15 protein-coding genes and 4 tRNA genes are annotated in these 19285 nt (G+C 55.6%); all 19 read left to right on the top strand.

Features of this window, described 5'->3' with window-relative positions; all coding sequences use genetic code 11:
* Nucleotides 1-83: 83 nt before the first annotated feature.
* The 19 genes from birA to fusA all read left to right on the top strand — a co-directional run bounded on the left by birA (nucleotide 84) and on the right by fusA (nucleotide 19259).
* Entirely contained in the window at nucleotides 84-1037 is a 954-nt protein-coding gene (gene birA, locus KVG87_RS24170; RefSeq protein ID WP_217852913.1) for a bifunctional biotin--[acetyl-CoA-carboxylase] ligase/biotin operon repressor BirA, read from the top strand.
* On the top strand, nucleotides 1027-1779 hold the full coding sequence (locus KVG87_RS24165; RefSeq protein ID WP_217852911.1) for a pantothenate kinase: 753 nt from the start codon (nucleotides 1027-1029) through the stop codon (nucleotides 1777-1779). The genes birA and KVG87_RS24165 overlap by 11 nt, the downstream gene beginning before the upstream one ends.
* 7 nt (nucleotides 1780-1786) lie before the next feature.
* Nucleotides 1787-2218 (top strand): hypothetical protein, encoded by a 432-nt coding sequence (locus tag KVG87_RS24160; RefSeq protein WP_217852909.1) that lies wholly within the window; start codon nucleotides 1787-1789, stop codon nucleotides 2216-2218.
* Nucleotides 2219-2360: 142 nt separating this feature from the next.
* A tRNA-Tyr gene (locus KVG87_RS24155) sits at nucleotides 2361-2445 on the top strand.
* 25 nt (nucleotides 2446-2470) lie between these two features.
* Nucleotides 2471-2544, top strand: a tRNA-Gly gene (locus tag KVG87_RS24150).
* 27 nt (nucleotides 2545-2571) lie between these two features.
* Nucleotides 2572-2647, top strand: a tRNA-Thr gene (locus KVG87_RS24145).
* An 85-nt stretch (nucleotides 2648-2732) separates the two neighbouring features.
* The gene (tuf, locus tag KVG87_RS24140; protein WP_064361246.1) at nucleotides 2733-3926 is read left to right on the top strand and encodes an elongation factor Tu; all 1194 of its coding nucleotides are present in this window, start codon (nucleotides 2733-2735) and stop codon (nucleotides 3924-3926) included.
* A gap of 53 nt (nucleotides 3927-3979) precedes the next feature.
* Nucleotides 3980-4055: transfer RNA gene (locus KVG87_RS24135), tRNA-Trp, on the top strand.
* A gap of 45 nt (nucleotides 4056-4100) precedes the next feature.
* The gene (secE, locus tag KVG87_RS24130) at nucleotides 4101-4469 is read left to right on the top strand and encodes a preprotein translocase subunit SecE (protein ID WP_016772937.1); all 369 of its coding nucleotides are present in this window, start codon (nucleotides 4101-4103) and stop codon (nucleotides 4467-4469) included.
* 9 nt (nucleotides 4470-4478) lie between these two features.
* Nucleotides 4479-5012 carry a transcription termination/antitermination protein NusG gene (nusG, locus tag KVG87_RS24125; RefSeq protein WP_007957598.1) on the top strand — a complete coding sequence of 178 codons (534 nt, stop codon included), beginning with the start codon at nucleotides 4479-4481 and terminating at the stop codon, nucleotides 5010-5012.
* Nucleotides 5013-5130: 118 nt separating this feature from the next.
* Complete coding sequence (gene rplK, locus KVG87_RS24120; protein WP_003176435.1) at nucleotides 5131-5562, top strand: 50S ribosomal protein L11; 432 nt, start codon at nucleotides 5131-5133, stop codon at nucleotides 5560-5562.
* Nucleotides 5562-6257, top strand: a complete 696-nt coding sequence (gene rplA / locus KVG87_RS24115; RefSeq protein ID WP_024014523.1) for a 50S ribosomal protein L1 — start codon at nucleotides 5562-5564, stop codon at nucleotides 6255-6257. Before rplK ends, rplA begins: the two co-directional genes overlap by 1 nt.
* Nucleotides 6258-6455: 198 nt before the next feature.
* On the top strand, nucleotides 6456-6956 hold the full coding sequence (gene rplJ, locus KVG87_RS24110; RefSeq protein ID WP_008081912.1) for a 50S ribosomal protein L10: 501 nt from the start codon (nucleotides 6456-6458) through the stop codon (nucleotides 6954-6956).
* 73 nt (nucleotides 6957-7029) lie between these two features.
* Nucleotides 7030-7395 (top strand): 50S ribosomal protein L7/L12, encoded by a 366-nt coding sequence (gene rplL, locus KVG87_RS24105; RefSeq protein WP_007962228.1) that lies wholly within the window; start codon nucleotides 7030-7032, stop codon nucleotides 7393-7395.
* A gap of 221 nt (nucleotides 7396-7616) precedes the next feature.
* Nucleotides 7617-11690, top strand: a complete 4074-nt coding sequence (gene rpoB, locus KVG87_RS24100) for a DNA-directed RNA polymerase subunit beta (protein ID WP_016772939.1) — start codon at nucleotides 7617-7619, stop codon at nucleotides 11688-11690.
* A 64-nt stretch (nucleotides 11691-11754) separates the two neighbouring features.
* Nucleotides 11755-15954 carry a DNA-directed RNA polymerase subunit beta' gene (gene rpoC / locus KVG87_RS24095; protein WP_016772940.1) on the top strand — a complete coding sequence of 1400 codons (4200 nt, stop codon included), beginning with the start codon at nucleotides 11755-11757 and terminating at the stop codon, nucleotides 15952-15954.
* A 216-nt stretch (nucleotides 15955-16170) separates the two neighbouring features.
* Nucleotides 16171-16542 (top strand): 30S ribosomal protein S12, encoded by a 372-nt coding sequence (gene rpsL / locus KVG87_RS24090; RefSeq protein WP_003186084.1) that lies wholly within the window; start codon nucleotides 16171-16173, stop codon nucleotides 16540-16542.
* A gap of 107 nt (nucleotides 16543-16649) precedes the next feature.
* Nucleotides 16650-17123, top strand: a complete 474-nt coding sequence (gene rpsG / locus KVG87_RS24085) for a 30S ribosomal protein S7 (RefSeq protein ID WP_016772941.1) — start codon at nucleotides 16650-16652, stop codon at nucleotides 17121-17123.
* 30 nt (nucleotides 17124-17153) lie between these two features.
* Complete coding sequence (gene fusA / locus KVG87_RS24080; RefSeq protein ID WP_016772942.1) at nucleotides 17154-19259, top strand: elongation factor G; 2106 nt, start codon at nucleotides 17154-17156, stop codon at nucleotides 19257-19259.
* The last annotated feature ends 26 nt before the right edge of the window (nucleotides 19260-19285 follow it).

The following is a 19285-nucleotide window of genomic DNA, read 5'->3' as shown; positions in this document are numbered from 1 at the left end:
TGCGAGAAATGTGTCCGCTTGATTTCTATGCAACGGCCCGGGGCATGGCTATTATGCGGGCCTCATTGTGAGGCGATACCTGCATGCTGACGTTGTTGAATCTACTGAAGGATGGACGATTCCATTCCGGACAGGACCTGGGCGTTGCCCTGGGAATAAGCCGAAGTGCTGTATGGAAGCAGCTACAACAGCTTGAAGCTGAACTTGGCCTGTCGATCCATAAAGTTCGCGGTCGCGGATATCAATTGTCGGCGCCTCTGATGCTCCTTGATCCTCTTGAAATAACCAGGAAGATGCCCCAATGGCCGGTGCGTGTGTTCGACTCCGTCGACTCGACAAATGCCGAAGCTCTGCGCTCCATCAGTGAGGGCGCCCCCGCGCCGTTTTTGGTGCTCGCGGAGCGACAATTGGCAGGCCGTGGTCGTCGAGGCCGCAAGTGGGTGAGCCCATTTGCGGAAAATCTTTATTACAGCCTGGTTCTTCGAATAGATGGCGGCATGCGTCAGCTTGAGGGATTGAGCCTTGTTGTTGGCTTGGCCGTGATGCAGACCTTGCGAAGCGCCGGCGTGCCCAATGCCGGTTTGAAGTGGCCCAACGATGTTTTGGTGGGTAACAAGAAAATAGCCGGCATCCTGCTCGAACTCGTCGGCGATCCGGCGGATGTATGTCATGTTGTATTGGGTATAGGAATCAACGTGAATATGCAGGTTGCCGATGAGGTCGACCAGCAATGGACTTCTATAAAGCTCGAGTCAGGGAAAGCCTGCGATCGCAATGCTCTGGTGGTTGATTTGAGTAATCAACTCAAAGCTTATACCCATAAACACCAGCTCAACGGGTTCGCAAGTCTGCAGGCAGAATGGGCGGAAAATCATCTGTGGCAGGGTCGATCCGTGTCGTTGATCGCGGGTAACAGCCATATCGATGGGATAGTGCTCGGGATTGATAACCAAGGCGGGTTGCGCTTGATTGTAGATGGTTTTGAAAAAGTCTTTAGTGGTGGAGAGCTCAGCCTGAGGTTGCGTGATGATTCTTGAGCTTGACTGCGGCAATAGTTTTATCAAATGGCGCGTGCTGGATGCGTCGGCGAGTGGGCTGGTTTCGGAAGGGGTTGTAGATTCCAATCAGGCTTTGCTTGAGAGTCTACGGATCATAAAGCCGCTCTCGTTGCGCAAGTGTCGTTTGGTAAGCGTCAGGACTAACGAGGAAACCAGCGCTTTAACCGAAATGCTTGAGCGTGCGTTCGGTATTCCTATCGTGTGTGCGAAACCCGCCCGCGAGATGTCCGGTGTTCGAAACGGCTATGAAGACTATGAGCGTCTGGGGCTTGATCGCTGGCTGGCGATGCTCGGCGGCTTCCACTTGGCTGCCGGAAGTGCTTGCCTGGTTCTCGACTTCGGTACCGCGGTCACTGCCGATTTTGTCGCGGCTGACGGTGAGCATCTCGGGGGGTTCATTTGTCCTGGTATGCCTTTGATGCGAAACCAGTTGCGCACCCATACCCGTAAAATTCGTTATGGTGATGAAGCAGCAGAGCGCGCCCTTTCCAGTCACGTCCCGGGACGGACCACCGTTGAAGCGGTGGAGCGTGGTTGTTCTTTGATGCTGAGGGGCTTCGTTCTCACTCAATTAGAGCTGGCTCGAGCGTACTGGGGAGAGCAATTCACCGTCTTTATTACGGGAGGGGATGCCGAGCTGGTTAAAGGCGTCGTGCCTGACGCCAGGGTTGTGCCCGACCTGGTTTTTGTCGGCTTGGCGATGGCTTGTCCCTTGTCTTGAGGTTTATATGCGTTGGTTGTTCCTGCTGCTGGTTGTACTCAATGTTTTTTACTATGTCTGGCATCAGCAAGAAGCTCCCTTGCGAGCCAAAGATGTAACGCCGCTTAATCTGTATCGTGGGTCGCAGCAGGATATCCGTCTGCTGAGCGAAACTGCAGGTGAGGGGCGAAGAGGCGAGGTGGCGCCGCGTCAGCAGTGCTTGTTCCTTGGTGGATTTTCTGACGAAGATTCAATTGCCAGGTTGCAACAGCGTCTGGTGGCGATGAAAGTCAATGTGCAATCTGTGCCGAAAGATGCTGCCGGAAGCGGGTACTGGCTGGCAGCTGCGCCGGACAGCCAGCGTTTGTTAGGCGATCAGCAGTTGCAAAACCTTTCCAAGGAATTCAATGAGTTAAAACATAAAATAATGCTGTGCGAAGGGGTTGCACCTGCTCAATAGTTTGCATAGAATGGCGCCCGCTCCACAGCGAACACCTTAATCGGGATTCGAAGTGAAGTGTGTCAACGCAGCTAACCTCAGGTTTTTAAATGAGAAAATGCTTGACAGGGGTTTGGCATGATATAGAATGCCGGCCTGATTAGGAGGGGTTCCCGAGCGGCCAAAGGGATCAGACTGTAAATCTGACGTCTACGACTTCGAAGGTTCGAATCCTTCTCCCTCCACCAGATTTAAGCGTGAGCTGCAGGCTCCGCGGGTATAGTTTAGTGGTAGAACCTCAGCCTTCCAAGCTGATGATGCGGGTTCGATTCCCGCTACCCGCTCCAAGTTTGCAGGTTGTGCAAAAGGGTTTTGCTCTTGTAGCTCAGTTGGTAGAGCACACCCTTGGTAAGGGTGAGGTCAGCGGTTCAAATCCGCTCAAGAGCTCCATATAACAAGGCAGATATGAAAATATCTGCCTTTGTTTTAATGGTTGATATTGTTTGTCTAATTTCTTCTGTAGAGGGTGATATCGATGGCTAAGGAAAAATTTGATCGTTCCCTGCCCCACGTCAACGTTGGGACCATTGGTCACGTTGACCACGGTAAAACCACTCTGACTGCTGCTCTGACTCGCGTTTGCTCCGAAGTTTTCGGTTCTGCAATCGTTGACTTCGACAAGATCGACAGCGCACCAGAAGAAAAAGCTCGCGGTATCACCATCAACACCGCGCACGTTGAGTACAACTCGAAGATCCGTCACTACGCTCACGTTGACTGCCCAGGTCACGCTGACTACGTGAAGAACATGATCACCGGTGCTGCTCAGATGGACGGCGCTATCCTGGTTTGCTCGGCCGCTGATGGTCCGATGCCGCAAACCCGTGAGCACATCCTGCTGTCCCGTCAGGTTGGCGTTCCGTACATCGTGGTCTTCCTGAACAAGGCTGACCTGGTAGACGACGCTGAGCTGCTGGAACTGGTTGAGATGGAAGTTCGTGACCTGCTGTCGACTTACGACTTCCCGGGCGACGACACTCCGATCATCATCGGTTCGGCTCGTATGGCGCTGGAAGGCAAAGACGACAACGAGATGGGCACCACTGCCGTCAAGAAACTGGTTGAAACTCTGGATGCCTACATCCCGGAACCAGTTCGTATGATCGACAAGCCATTCCTGATGCCAATCGAAGACGTATTCTCGATCTCGGGTCGCGGTACTGTTGTGACTGGTCGTATCGAGCGCGGTATCGTTCGCGTTCAGGATCCGCTGGAAATCGTTGGTCTGCGTGATACCACCGTTACTACTTGCACCGGTGTTGAAATGTTCCGCAAGCTGCTCGACGAAGGTCGTGCTGGCGAGAACTGCGGCGTTCTGCTGCGTGGTACCAAGCGTGACGACGTTGAGCGTGGCCAGGTTCTGGTCAAGCCAGGTTCGGTCAAGCCGCACACCAAGTTCACCGCAGAAGTTTACGTTCTGAGCAAGGAAGAAGGCGGTCGTCATACTCCGTTCTTCAAAGGCTACCGTCCACAGTTCTACTTCCGTACTACTGACGTGACTGGTAACTGCGAGCTGCCAGAAGGCGTTGAAATGGTAATGCCAGGTGACAACATTCAGATGACTGTTACCCTGATCAAAACCATTGCGATGGAAGACGGTCTGCGTTTCGCTATCCGTGAAGGCGGTCGTACCGTCGGCGCTGGCGTCGTAGCCAAAATCATCGAATAAGCGGTTGTAATGTATTTTTCGGGCCGGCATAATGGTCGGCCTGATTTTGTTTTAGGTCAGTAGCTCAATTGGCAGAGCGACGGTCTCCAAAACCGTAGGTTGGGGGTTCGATTCCCTCCTGACCTGCCAGATTCACTCGGTGTGTCTGGCTTTCTTTTCACAGGATCTTCATAGATGACTCCTAAAGCTGAAGCTCAAGGCTCTCGCTTCGATCTGCTCAAGTGGCTTGTAGTAGTCGCTTTGGTAGTTGTTGGCGTTGTTGGCAATCAGTATTACGCTGCTTCGCCGATCCTGTACCGTGTACTCGCTTTGCTTGCCATTGCTGCCGTAGCTGCCTTTGTAGGCCTGCAGACCGCGAAGGGCAAGTCTTTCTTTGTACTGGTTAAGGAAGCTCGCACCGAGATTCGTAAAGTCGTGTGGCCAACTCGCCAAGAAACCACGCAGACCACGCTGATTGTCGTGGCTGTTGTTCTGGTTATGGCGTTGCTGTTGTGGGGTCTTGATTCCCTGCTCGGCTGGCTTGTTTCCTTGATTGTCGGCTAAGGGTGTCCCGTGGCTAAGCGTTGGTATGTTGTGCATGCTTACTCGGGTTACGAGAAGCATGTGATGCGCTCGCTGATCGAGCGCGTAAAGCTGGCTGGCATGGAAGATGGCTTCGGCGAAATTCTGGTTCCCACTGAAGAAGTGGTAGAGATGCGTAACGGCCAGAAGCGCAAAAGCGAGCGGAAGTTCTTTCCAGGCTATGTGCTGGTCCAGATGGATATGAACGAGGGTACTTGGCATTTGGTCAAGGATACTCCTCGGGTGATGGGTTTCATCGGCGGTACTGCCGACAAGCCTGCACCAATTACCGATAAAGAGGCAGAAGCGATTCTGCGTCGCGTTGCTGATGGCAGCGACAAGCCTAAACCGAAGACATTGTTCGAGCCAGGTGAGACGGTGCGTGTCAATGACGGTCCATTCGCTGATTTCAATGGCGTTGTGGAAGAAGTTAACTACGAAAAGAGCCGGATCCAAGTGGCTGTGCTCATTTTCGGTCGCTCTACTCCGGTGGAGCTCGAGTTCAGTCAGGTCGAGAAGGTCTAACTGGACAAGCAATCCCAACCCCGCAGCCTTAGGCTGTGGGGTTTTGTCGTCACTGGGATAAACGCGCAAGTAACCGGGGAGCCTTTCGAGGCGTTCGAACCCGTAATTGGAGTGCCTCATGGCCAAGAAGATTACCGCTTACATCAAGCTGCAAGTGAAGGCCGCTCAGGCTAACCCAAGTCCACCGGTTGGTCCTGCTCTGGGTCAGCACGGCGTGAACATCATGGAATTCTGCAAGGCTTTCAACGCCCGTACCCAGGGTCTTGAGCCAGGTCTGCCGACTCCAGTGATCATCACTGTCTACAGCGACCGTAGCTTCACTTTCGAAACCAAATCCACCCCTGCTTCGGTTCTGCTGAAGAAGGCGGCCGGTCTGACCAGCGGTTCCGCTCGTCCGAACACCGTTAAGGTTGGCACTGTTACCCGTGCTCAGCTGGAAGAAATCGCGAAAACCAAAAACGCGGATCTGACTGCAGCTGATATGGATGCAGCCGTGCGTACTATCGCCGGTTCTGCTCGTAGCATGGGCCTTAACGTGGAGGGTGTGTAATGGCTAAGCTGACCAAGCGTCAAAAGGCTATCGCCGGCAAAATCGAAGCAGGCAAGGCCTACAACATTGTAGACGCCGCTGCTCTGCTGGCCGAGCTGTCGACAGTCAAGTTCAGCGAGTCGTTCGACGTTGCTGTAAACCTGGGTGTAGATCCGCGTAAATCCGACCAGGTTGTTCGTAGCGCTACTGTGCTGCCACACGGCACTGGCAAGACTGTTCGCGTTGCTGTGTTCACCCAGGGTCCAGCTGCTGAGGCCGCTCTGGCTGCCGGCGCTGACCGTGTAGGTATGGACGACCTGGCTGCCGAAATGAAAGGCGGCGACCTGAACTATGACGTAGTGATCGCGTCCCCGGATGCCATGCGCGTTGTAGGTCAGTTGGGTCAGATCCTCGGTCCACGTGGCCTGATGCCTAACCCTAAAGTCGGCACCGTAACTCCAGACGTAGCCAACGCGGTCAAGAACGCCAAGGCTGGTCAGGTTCGTTATCGCACCGACAAAAACGGCATCATCCACACTTCCGTTGGCAAGATCGGCTTCGACGCCGTCAAGCTGAAGGAAAACGTTGAAGCCCTGATCGCTGATCTGAAGCGTATCAAGCCAGCTTCCTCGAAAGGTATTTACGTCAAGCGCGTTACCCTGAGCACCACTATGGGCCCAGGTCTGGTTATCGACCAGAGCTCGCTCGACGCGTAAGACAAAGGTTGGCGCGGATTGCCGCGCCAATTGGAAGATTGGGGTCCCTGCCTGGCGGGGGCTATCCAAGACCGTAGGCGGCGCAAGCCTTAAACCTCAAGCCTACGCAGATGGTGCTCCCGGTTCCTTACCGAATCAGACACCAAAACGACATTCGGTTCCGATCGAATGAAACGGTAACAAGCAGGAGTTAAACCCGTGGCAATTAATCTCGAAGACAAGAAGGCCATCGTCGCTGAAGTCAACGAGGCTGCCAAAGTCGCTCTGTCCGCTGTCGTGGTTGATGCACGTGGCGTAACAGTAGGCGCAATGACCGGACTCCGTAAAGAGGCTCGTGAAGCTGGCGTTTACGTACGTGTTGTACGTAACACCCTGCTCAAGCGCGCTGTTGCTGACACTCAATACAGTGTCCTCAACGACGTGTTCACCGGCCCGACCCTGATTGCATTCTCGAACGAACATCCGGGCGCTGCTGCCCGTATCTTCAAAGAGTTTGCCAAGGGTCAGGACAAGTTCGAGATCAAGGCAGCTGCGTTCGAGGGCAAGTTCCTCGCAGCTAATCAGATCGACGTACTGGCAACTCTGCCGACCCGTGACGAAGCAATTTCTCAGCTGATGAGCGTGATTCAAGGCGCAACCAGCAAATTGGCTCGTACTCTGGCGGCAATTCGCGACCAGAAAGAAGCTGCCGCAGCCTAAGGCTCGTCACTTCTCGCGTTTTTTGTTTATTTCGATGGTCGCGTAGGCCGTCCCCCAATTCAGGAATTGAGTCATGTCTCTGACTAACGAACAAATCATCGAAGCAATCGGCCAGAAATCCGTAGTGGAAATCGTTGAGCTGATCAAAGCGATGGAAGAAACCTTCGGTGTTACCGCTGCTGCCGCTTCGGCTGGCCCAGCTGTAGCTGCTGCTGCTGTTGAAGAGCAAACCGAGTTCAACGTTGTTCTGCTGGAAGCTGGCGAGAAGAAGGTTAACGTGATCAAGGCAGTTCGTGAACTGACCGGTCTGGGCCTGAAAGAAGCCAAAGAGAAAGTAGACGGCGCTCCTCAGGTTGTAGCTGAAGGCGTTTCGAAAGAAGCGGCTGAAGACGCCAAGAAGAAGCTGGAAGAAGCAGGCGCTAAAGTCGAGCTGAAGTAAGCATCGACTTTGCTCCTCCAGCCCGAGCGTCAAGCGACAGGCTGATGGCTGGTGGCTCTTGCCACCGGCCTTTTTCCGTTATTGGCAGCCGACTGGGTCGGTGCTGATAAAGGCGCTGTAACCACCCGATGCGGTGGCGCAAACCATGGGGTTTGCACGATTTTCTGGCTGCTCCCGTCGGGAGGGGCCAAACAAGCAGGTGACCAAGCTGGGGAACGCTGATGGCTTACTCATATACTGAGAAAAAACGTATCCGCAAGGACTTTAGCAAGTTGCCGGACGTCATGGATGTGCCTTACCTCCTGGCCATCCAGCTGGATTCGTATCGTGAATTCTTGCAAGCGGGAGCGACTAAAGATCAGTTCCGCGACGTGGGCCTGCATGCGGCCTTCAAATCCGTTTTCCCGATCATCAGCTACTCCGGCAATGCTGCGCTGGAGTACGTCGGTTATCGCCTGGGCGAACCGGCATTTGATGTCAAAGAATGCGTATTGCGCGGTGTAACTTTCGCCGTACCTTTGCGGGTAAAAGTGCGCCTGATCATTTTCGACAAAGAATCGTCGAACAAAGCGATCAAGGACATCAAAGAGCAAGAAGTCTACATGGGTGAAATCCCCCTGATGACTGAGAACGGTACCTTCGTAATCAACGGTACCGAGCGTGTTATCGTTTCCCAGCTGCACCGTTCCCCGGGCGTGTTCTTCGACCACGACCGCGGCAAGACGCACAGCTCCGGCAAACTGCTTTACTCGGCTCGCATCATTCCTTACCGCGGTTCGTGGCTGGACTTCGAATTCGACCCGAAAGACTGCGTCTTCGTGCGTATCGACCGTCGTCGCAAACTGCCGGCTTCGGTACTGCTGCGCGCACTCGGTTACACCACCGAAGAGGTGCTGGACGCGTTCTACACCACCAACGTATTCCACCTGAGCGGCGAAACCCTCAGCCTGGAACTGGTGCCATCGCGCCTGCGTGGTGAAGTTGCGGTTCTGGACATCCAGGACGAGAAGGGCAAGGTCATCGTTGAGCAAGGCCGCCGTATTACCGCGCGCCACATCAACCAGATCGAGAAAGCCGGTATCAAGACGCTGGACGTGCCACTGGACTACGTCCTCGGCCGCACCACCGCCAAGGCTATCGTGCACCCGGCTACCGGCGAAATCCTGGCCGAATGCAACACCGAGCTGAACACTGAAGTCCTGGCAAAGATCGCCAAGGCCCAGGTCGTTCGCATCGAGACCCTGTACACCAACGACATCGACTGCGGTCCGTTCGTCTCCGACACACTGAAGATCGACTCCACCAGCAACCAATTGGAAGCGCTGGTCGAGATCTATCGCATGATGCGTCCAGGCGAGCCGCCAACCAAAGACGCTGCCGAGACCCTGTTCAACAACCTGTTCTTCAGCCCTGAGCGTTATGACCTGTCTGCGGTCGGCCGGATGAAGTTCAACCGTCGTATCGGTCGTACCGAGATCGAAGGTTCGGGCGTGCTGTGCAAGGAAGACATCGTCGCGGTCCTGAAGACTCTGGTCGACATCCGCAACGGTAAAGGCATCGTCGATGACATCGACCACCTGGGTAACCGTCGTGTTCGCTGCGTAGGCGAAATGGCCGAGAACCAGTTCCGCGTTGGCCTGGTACGTGTTGAGCGTGCGGTCAAAGAGCGTCTGTCGATGGCTGAAAGCGAAGGCCTGATGCCGCAAGACCTGATCAACGCCAAGCCAGTGGCTGCGGCGGTGAAAGAGTTCTTCGGTTCCAGCCAGCTGTCGCAGTTCATGGACCAGAACAACCCGCTGTCCGAGATCACCCACAAGCGTCGTGTCTCTGCACTCGGCCCTGGCGGTCTGACTCGTGAGCGCGCAGGCTTCGAAGTCCGTGACGTACACCCGACTCACTACGGTCGTGTCTGCCCGATTGAAACGCCGGAAGGTCCGAACATCGGTCTGATCAACTCCTTGGCTGCGTACGCTCGCACCAACCAGTACGGCTTCCTGGAAAGCCCGTACCGTGTGGTGAAAGAGGGTGTGGTCACCGACGAGATCGTGTTCCTGTCCGCTATTGAAGAAGCCGATCACGTGATCGCGCAGGCTTCGGCGACCATGAACGAGCAGAAAGTCCTGATCGACGAACTGGTTGCCGTACGTCACCTGAACGAATTCACCGTCAAGGCGCCGGAAGACGTCACCCTGATGGACGTTTCGCCGAAGCAGGTTGTGTCGGTTGCAGCGTCGCTGATTCCGTTCCTCGAGCACGACGACGCCAACCGTGCGTTGATGGGTTCGAACATGCAGCGTCAGGCTGTACCGACTCTGCGCGCTGACAAGCCGCTGGTAGGTACCGGCATGGAGCGTAACGTAGCCCGTGACTCCGGCGTTTGCGTCGTGGCTCGTCGTGGTGGCGTGATCGATTCCGTCGATGCCAGCCGTATCGTGGTTCGTGTTGCCGATGACGAAGTTGAAACCGGTGAAGCCGGTGTCGACATCTACAACCTGACCAAATACACCCGCTCGAACCAGAACACCTGCATCAACCAGCGTCCGCTGGTGCGTAAAGGTGATCGCGTTCAGCGTAGCGACATCATGGCCGACGGCCCGTCCACCGACATGGGTGAACTGGCGCTGGGTCAGAACATGCGCATCGCGTTCATGGCATGGAACGGCTTCAACTTCGAAGACTCCATCTGCCTGTCCGAGCGTGTGGTTCAGGAAGACCGTTTCACCACGATCCACATTCAGGAACTGACCTGTGTGGCCCGTGACACCAAGCTTGGCCCAGAGGAAATCACTGCGGACATCCCGAACGTGGGTGAAGCTGCACTGAACAAGCTGGACGAAGCCGGTATCGTTTACGTAGGTGCTGAAGTAGGCGCAGGCGACATCCTGGTGGGTAAGGTCACTCCGAAAGGCGAGACCCAGCTGACTCCGGAAGAAAAACTGCTGCGTGCAATCTTCGGTGAAAAAGCCAGCGACGTTAAAGACACCTCCCTGCGCGTGCCAACCGGCACCAAAGGTACTGTCATCGACGTACAGGTCTTCACCCGCGACGGCGTTGAGCGTGATGCTCGTGCACTGTCGATCGAGAAGTCCCAGCTGGACGAGATCCGCAAGGATCTGAACGAAGAGTTCCGCATCGTTGAAGGCGCGACTTTCGAACGTCTGCGTTCCGCACTGGTAGGCCACAAGGCCGAAGGCGGCGCCGGCCTGAAGAAAGGTCAGGACATCACCGACGAAGTACTCGACGGTCTTGAGCACGGCCAGTGGTTCAAACTGCGCATGGCTGAAGATGCGCTGAACGAGCAGCTCGAGAAGGCTCAGGCCTACATCGTTGATCGTCGCCGTCTGCTGGACGACAAGTTCGAAGACAAGAAGCGCAAACTGCAGCAGGGCGATGACCTGGCTCCAGGCGTGCTGAAAATCGTCAAGGTTTACCTGGCAATCCGTCGCCGCATCCAGCCGGGCGACAAGATGGCCGGTCGTCACGGTAACAAGGGTGTGGTCTCCGTGATCATGCCGGTTGAAGACATGCCGCACGATGCCAATGGCACCCCGGTCGACGTGGTCCTCAACCCGCTGGGCGTACCTTCGCGTATGAACGTTGGTCAGATTCTCGAAACCCACCTGGGCCTCGCGGCCAAAGGTCTGGGCGAGAAGATCAACCGGATGGTCGAAGAGCAGCGTAAAGTCGCTGAACTGCGCACCTTCCTGGACGAGATCTACAACCAGATCGGCGGTCGTAACGAAGATCTGGACAGCTTCTCCGATCAGGAAATCCTCGATCTGGCGAACAACCTGCGTGGCGGCGTTCCAATGGCCACTCCAGTGTTCGACGGCGCCAAGGAAAGCGAAATCAAGGCCATGCTGAAACTGGCAGACCTGCCGGAAAGCGGCCAGATGCAGCTGACCGACGGCCGTACCGGCAACAAGTTCGAGCGTCCAGTTACCGTTGGCTACATGTACATGCTGAAGCTGAACCACTTGGTAGACGACAAGATGCACGCGCGTTCTACCGGTTCTTACAGCCTGGTTACCCAGCAGCCGCTGGGTGGTAAGGCGCAGTTCGGTGGTCAGCGTTTCGGGGAGATGGAGGTCTGGGCACTGGAAGCATACGGTGCTGCTTACACTCTGCAAGAAATGCTCACAGTGAAGTCGGACGATGTGAACGGCCGTACCAAGATGTACAAGAACATCGTGGATGGCGATCACCGTATGGAGCCGGGCATGCCCGAGTCCTTCAACGTGTTGATCAAGGAAATTCGTTCCCTCGGCATCGATATCGATCTGGAAACCGAATAACACGTGACGCGAATCGAGAGCGGGGCAGGATTGCCCGCTCTCTGCTCCGCCAGGAGGAAAGGCCTTGAAAGACCTACTGAATTTGCTGAAAAACCAGGGTCAAGTCGAAGAGTTCGACGCCATCCGTATCGGATTGGCCTCGCCGGAGATGATCCGTTCGTGGTCGTTCGGTGAAGTTAAAAAGCCGGAAACCATCAACTACCGTACGTTCAAACCTGAGCGTGACGGCCTGTTCTGCGCCAAGATCTTTGGCCCGGTAAAGGATTACGAGTGCCTGTGCGGTAAGTACAAGCGCTTGAAGCACCGTGGTGTGATCTGCGAGAAGTGCGGTGTTGAAGTCGCACTGGCCAAGGTTCGTCGTGAGCGCATGGCGCACATCGAGCTGGCTTCGCCGGTTGCCCACATCTGGTTCCTGAAATCGCTGCCGTCGCGTATCGGCCTGCTGATGGACATGACCCTGCGTGATATCGAGCGCGTTCTCTACTTCGAGAGCTATGTCGTTATCGATCCAGGCATGACCACCCTTGAAAAAGGTCAGCTGCTGAACGACGAGCAGTACTTCGAAGCGCTGGAAGAGTTCGGTGACGATTTCGACGCCCGCATGGGTGCCGAAGCTGTCCGTGAACTGCTGCACGCTATCGACCTGGAGCACGAGATTGGCCGTCTGCGCGAAGAGATTCCGCAAACCAACTCGGAAACCAAGATCAAGAAGCTGTCCAAGCGTCTGAAGTTGATGGAAGCCTTCCAGGGTTCCGGCAACCTGCCAGAGTGGATGGTGCTGACCGTTCTGCCGGTTCTGCCGCCAGATCTGCGTCCACTGGTCCCGCTGGATGGCGGTCGTTTCGCGACCTCCGACCTCAACGATCTGTATCGTCGAGTGATCAACCGTAACAACCGTTTGAAGCGCCTGCTGGATCTGTCCGCGCCGGACATCATCGTGCGCAACGAAAAGCGTATGTTGCAGGAAGCGGTCGATGCACTGCTCGACAACGGTCGTCGTGGTCGCGCAATCACTGGTTCCAACAAGCGTCCTCTGAAATCCCTGGCTGACATGATCAAGGGTAAGCAAGGTCGTTTCCGTCAGAACTTGCTCGGTAAGCGTGTTGACTACTCCGGTCGTTCGGTAATTACCGTAGGCCCGACCCTGCGTCTGCACCAGTGCGGTCTGCCGAAGAAGATGGCTCTCGAGCTGTTCAAGCCGTTCATTTTCGGCAAGCTGGAAATGCGTGGTCTGGCGACCACCATCAAAGCGGCCAAGAAAATGGTCGAGCGCGAACTGCCAGAGGTTTGGGACGTTCTTGCTGAAGTGATTCGCGAACACCCGGTTCTTCTCAACCGTGCACCGACCCTTCACCGTCTGGGTATCCAGGCGTTTGAACCGGTACTGATCGAAGGTAAGGCTATCCAGCTGCACCCGCTGGTCTGCGCCGCGTACAACGCCGACTTCGACGGCGACCAAATGGCCGTGCACGTACCGCTGACACTGGAAGCCCAGCTCGAAGCGCGTGCGTTGATGATGTCGACCAACAACATTCTGTCGCCAGCCAACGGTGAGCCAATCATCGTTCCGTCGCAGGACGTTGTATTGGGTCTGTACTACATGACTCGTGAAGCGATCAACGCCAAGGGCGAAGGTCGTGTGTTCGCGGATCTGCAGGAAGTCGACCGTGTGTTCCGTGCCGGCGAAGCCGCACTGCACGCCAAGGTCAAGGTTCGTATCAACGAAACCGTCAACGACCGTGACGGCAACAGCGTGAGCGGTACCCGTATCGTCGACACCACTGTCGGCCGTGCGCTGCTGTTCCAGGTTGTGCCGAAAGGTCTGTCGTTCGACGTCGTCAACCTGCCGATGAAGAAAAAGGCGATCTCCAAGCTGATCAACCAGTGCTACCGCGTGGTTGGTCTGAAAGAGACCGTGATCTTCGCTGACCAGTTGATGTACACCGGTTTCGCTTACTCGACCATCTCCGGCGTTTCCATCGGTGTTAACGACTTCGTTATCCCGGATGAAAAAGCCCGCATCATCGGTGCAGCCACCGACGAAGTGAAAGAGATCGAGAGCCAGTACGCCTCCGGCCTGGTAACCCAGGGCGAGAAGTACAACAAAGTGATCGACCTCTGGTCGAAAGCGAACGACGAAGTTTCCAAGGCGATGATGGCCAACCTCTCGAAAGAGAAAGTCATCGACCGTCACGGCGACGAAGTCGACCAAGAGTCTTTCAACTCGATGTACATGATGGCCGACTCGGGTGCGCGGGGTTCCGCAGCACAGATTCGTCAGCTGGCCGGTATGCGTGGTCTGATGGCCAAGCCGGACGGTTCCATCATTGAAACGCCGATTACTGCGAACTTCCGTGAAGGTCTGAGCGTACTTCAGTACTTCATCTCGACTCACGGTGCTCGTAAAGGTCTGGCGGATACCGCGTTGAAAACTGCGAACTCCGGTTACCTGACTCGTCGTCTGGTAGACGTGGCGCAGGATCTGGTAGTAACCGAGATCGATTGCGGCACCGAACACGGTCTGCTGATGACTCCGCACATTGAAGGCGGTGACGTTGTAGAACCGTTGGGTGAGCGCGTATTGGGTCGTGTCATTGCCCGTGACGTGTTCAAGCCGGGTACCGAGGACGTTATCGTTCCTGCTGGCACTCTGGTTGACGAGAAGTGGGTCGAGTTCATCGAGCTGAACAGCATCGACGAAGTGATCGTGCGTTCGCCGATCAGCTGCGAAACCCGCTACGGTATCTGCGCCAAGTGCTACGGCCGTGATCTGGCTCGTGGTCACCAGGTGAACATCGGTGAAGCGGTCGGCGTTATCGCTGCCCAGTCCATCGGTGAGCCGGGTACACAGCTGACCATGCGTACGTTCCACATCGGTGGTGCGGCAAGCCGTACTTCCGCAGCCGACAGCGTTCAGGTGAAGAATGGCGGTACTGTCCGTCTGCACAACCTGAAGCACGTTGAGCGAGTGGATGGTCACCTGGTTGCTGTGTCCCGTTCCGGTGAGCTGGCAATCGCGGACGACTTCGGTCGTGAGCGCGAGCGTTACAAGCTGCCGTACGGTGCTGTGATTTCGGTTAAGGAAGGTGACAAGGTCGACGCTGGCGCAATCGTGGCCAAGTGGGATCCGCACACTCACCCGATCGTTACCGAAATGAAAGGTACCGTGACCTACGTGGGCATGGAAGAAGGCATCACGATCAAGCGTCAGACTGACGAATTGACCGGTATGACCAACATTGAAGTACTTGACGCGAAAGATCGTCCAGCTGCCGGTAAGGAAATCCGTCCAGCAGTGAAGATGGTCGACGACAACGGCAAGGATCTGTTGCTGCCAGGCACTGACGTTATCGCTCAGTACTTCCTGCCAGCCAACGCCCTGGTCGGTGTGGCTGACGGTGCGAAGATTGCGATCGGTGACGTTATCGCTCGTATCCCGCAGGAAACTTCGAAGACCCGTGACATCACCGGTGGTCTGCCGCGTGTTGCCGACCTGTTCGAAGCCCGTCGTCCGAAAGAAGCGTCGATTCTGGCTGAAGTCAGCGGCACCATCGCGTTCGGTAAAGAGACCAAGGGCAAGCGCCGTCTGGTCATTACCCCGAACGACGGTAGCGATCCGTACGAAGAGCTGATTCCGAAGTGGCGTCACCTGAACGTCTTCGAAGGCGAACAGGTAAACCGCGGCGAAGTTATCTCCGACGGTCCAAGCGATCCGCACGACATCCTGCGTCTGCTGGGTGTAAGCGCGCTGGCCAAGTACATCGTCAACGAGATCCAGGACGTTTATCGTCTGCAAGGCGTGAAGATCAACGACAAGCACATCGAGACCATCCTGCGTCAGATGCTGCGTAAAGTTGAGATCTCCGAGTCCGGCGATTCCAGCTTCATCAAGGGCGACCAGATGGAACTGACTCACGTTCTGGTCGAGAACGAGCGTCTGAGCGCGGAAGACAAGTTTGTCTCCAAGTTCACTCGCGTTCTGCTGGGTATCACCAAGGCGTCGTTGTCCACCGAATCGTTCATCTCGGCGGCTTCCTTCCAGGAAACCACCCGCGTACTGACCGAAGCGGCAGTCACCGGCAAGCGCGATTACCTGCGCGGCCTGAAAGAAAACGTAGTCGTGGGTCGTCTGATCCCGGCCGGTACCGGTCTTGCCTATCACAGCGAGCGCAAGCGTCGCCGTGATGCCGACAAGCCGTTGCGCGTAAGCGCCAGTGAAGTGGAAGCTGCACTGACCGAAGCGCTGAACTCGAGCGGTAACTGAGTTCTGCGATAAACGAGCGTGAGGCCCTGATCGCTCCGTTCGTCGAATCGAGACATCAAGTCAAGGTTCGATGGGCGGGGAGGTCGGGGCCTTGCCTTGACTGGAATCAAGATCCTCTTTAGACTCTTGATCCCCTAAATTTGGCGGGAATTCGTTCCTGCCATTTTGCTTTTCTTGCAAGACAATAGCGTCGCAAGACAACAGTGGAGCTAGTAGATGGCAACTATCAACCAGCTGGTACGTCAGCCGCGTAAGCGTATCGTCGAGAAATCCGACGTACCTGCGCTGCAGAACTGCCCGCAACGTCGTGGCGTGTGCACCCGTGTGTACACCACCACGCCGAAAAAACCTAACTCGGCACTGCGTAAAGTATGCCGTGTGCGTCTGACCAACGGTTTCGAGGTTTCCTCGTACATCGGTGGTGAAGGCCACAACCTGCAAGAGCACAGCGTGGTACTGATCCGCGGCGGTCGTGTAAAAGACTTGCCAGGTGTTCGTTACCACACCGTTCGCGGCTCCTTGGATACTTCCGGCGTTAAAGGCCGTAACCAGGGTCGCTCGAAGTACGGTACCAAGCGTCCGAAGTAATCGGCCGTTTTGCAGATTTTTATTTTATTGAGTCGATAAGAGTAAGGTCGGGCACGCATCCTCTGGATCTGTCCCGAGCTAACCTGAAGACCGCTTGAGGGCTTATCATGCCAAGACGTCGCGTAGCAGCAAAGCGTGAGATTCTGGACGATCCGAAATACGGAAGCCAGATCCTCGCCAAATTCATGAACCACGTTATGGAAAGCGGCAAGAAAGCCGTTGCCGAGCGTATCGTTTATGGTGCCCTGGAAACCGTTGCGGCCCGTAAGGCTGGCACCGATCCCCTGGAACTCTTCGAAAAAGCACTCGACGCCATCGCTCCGCTGGTCGAAGTGAAGTCGCGCCGCGTTGGTGGTGCTACTTACCAGGTTCCGGTCGAGGTTCGTCCTTCCCGTCGTAACGCTCTGGCAATGCGCTGGTTGGTAGACTTCGCCCGTAAGCGCGGCGAGAAGTCTATGGCTCTGCGTTTGGCTGGCGAACTGCTGGATGCTGCTGAAGGTAAAGGTGCTGCTGTTAAGAAGCGTGAAGACGTGCACCGTATGGCCGAAGCTAACAAAGCTTTCTCGCACTACCGCTTCTAATTTTAGCTTCACTAATTTTGCGAGGGCTTTATGGCTCGTACTACTCCGATTAGCCGCTACCGTAACATCGGTATCGTCGCTCACGTGGATGCTGGTAAAACCACCACCACCGAGCGCGTGCTGTTTTACACCGGCAAAAGTCACAAAATGGGCGAGGTGCATGATGGCGCCGCGACCACAGACTGGATGGTTCAGGAGCAGGAGCGTGGTATTACCATTACTTCTGCTGCCATTACCGCCTTCTGGAAAGGTTCCGAGAAGCAGTACTCTCACGAGCACCGTTTCAACGTAATCGATACCCCGGGCCACGTTGACTTCACCATTGAAGTTGAGCGTTCCCTGCGCGTACTCGACGGCGCTGTCGTTGTGTTCTGCGGTACTTCGGGTGTTGAGCCGCAGTCGGAAACCGTATGGCGTCAAGCCAACAAATACGGCGTTCCACGTCTTGTTTACGTAAACAAGATGGACCGTGCCGGCGCCAACTTCCTGCGCGTGATCGGTCAGATCAAGCAGCGTCTGGGTCACACTCCGGTGCCGATCCAGTTGGCCATCGGTTCCGAAGACAACTTCCAGGGTCAGATCGATCTGATCAACATGCAAGCTGTTTACTGGAATGACTCTGACAAAGGTATGGTCCCTGTTCGCAAGGACATTCCTGCCGAGCTGCAGGAGCTGGCGGAAGAGTGGCGCAACAACATGGTTGAAGCTGCCGCCGAAGCCAACGAAGAGCTGATGAACAAGTACCTGGAAGGCGAAGAGCTGTCGATCGAAGAGATCAAGGCTGCTTTGCGTCAGCGTACTATCGCCGGCGAAATCGTTCTGGCCGTTTGCGGTTCTTCGTTCAAGAACAAGGGCGTTCCCCTGGTTCTCGACGCCGTTATCGACTACCTGCCTGCTCCGACCGACATTCCTGCTATCAAGGGTTCCAACCCTGATAACGAGGAAGAAGAGATGGAGCGTCATGCAGACGACAACGAGCCTTTCGCGGCTCTGGCGTTCAAGATCGCTACCGACCCATTCGTGGGTACTCTGACCTTCGTTCGCGTTTACTCGGGCGTGTTGAACTCCGGCGACGGCGTGATCAACTCGGTCAAAGGCAAGAAAGAGCGCGTGGGTCGTATGGTGCAAATGCACGCAAACGCCCGTGAAGAGATCAAGGAAGTACGCGCTGGTGACATCGCGGCCCTGATCGGCATGAAGGACGTCACCACTGGTGAAACCCTCTGCAACGCTGACAAGCCAATCATCCTGGTTCGCATGGACTTCCCGGAGCCGGTTATTTCGGTTGCCGTAGAGCCTAAGACCAAGGATGACCAGGAAAAAATGGGTATCGCTCTGGGCAAGCTTGCTCAGGAAGACCCGTCTTTCCGTGTTAAAACTGATGAAGAGACTGGTCAGACGATCATCTCCGGCATGGGCGAGCTGCACCTGGACATCCTGGTTGACCGGATGCGCCGTGAGTTCAACGTCGAAGCCAACATCGGCAAGCCTCAGGTTTCGTATCGTGAGCGCATCACGAAGAACTGTGAAATCGAAGGCAAGTTCGTTCGTCAGTCCGGTGGTCGCGGCCAGTTCGGTCACTGCTGGATCCGTTTTGCTCCTGCTGACGAAGGTCAGGAAGGTCTGCAATTCGTGAACGAAGTTGTAGGTGGTGTGGTTCCTAAGGAATACATCCCGGCTATCCAGAAGGGTATCGAAGAGCAGATGAAGAACGGCGTTGTTGCCGGCTATCCGCTGATCGGCCTGAAGGCTACCGTGTTCGATGGTTCTTACCACGACGTCGACTCCAACGAGATGGCGTTTAAAGTGGCTGCTTCCATGGCGACCAAGCAACTGGCCCAGAAGGGTGGTGGTGAGTTGCTCGAGCCGATCATGGCGGTAGAGGTTGTTACGCCTGAAGACTATATGGGTGATGTGATGGGCGACCTTAACCGTCGTCGCGGCATGATCCAGGGTATGGAAGACACAGTGTCCGGCAAGGTTATCCGTGCCGAGGTTCCACTGGGTGAGATGTTCGGTTATGCGACCGACGTTCGTTCCATGTCCCAGGGTCGCGCAAGCTACTCTATGGAATTCAAAAAATATGATACGGCTCCGTCGCACATCGTCGAATCCGTAACCAAAAAACAAGGCTGATTCAGCCCCTTTAGGCTAGGAGTTAA

It is taken from the genome of Pseudomonas siliginis, from assembly GCF_019145195.1.
Lineage (GTDB): Bacteria > Pseudomonadota > Gammaproteobacteria > Pseudomonadales > Pseudomonadaceae > Aquipseudomonas > Aquipseudomonas siliginis.
Note: the sequence above shows the minus strand (reverse complement) of the source record. Positions and strands in the feature narration are given on the sequence as shown.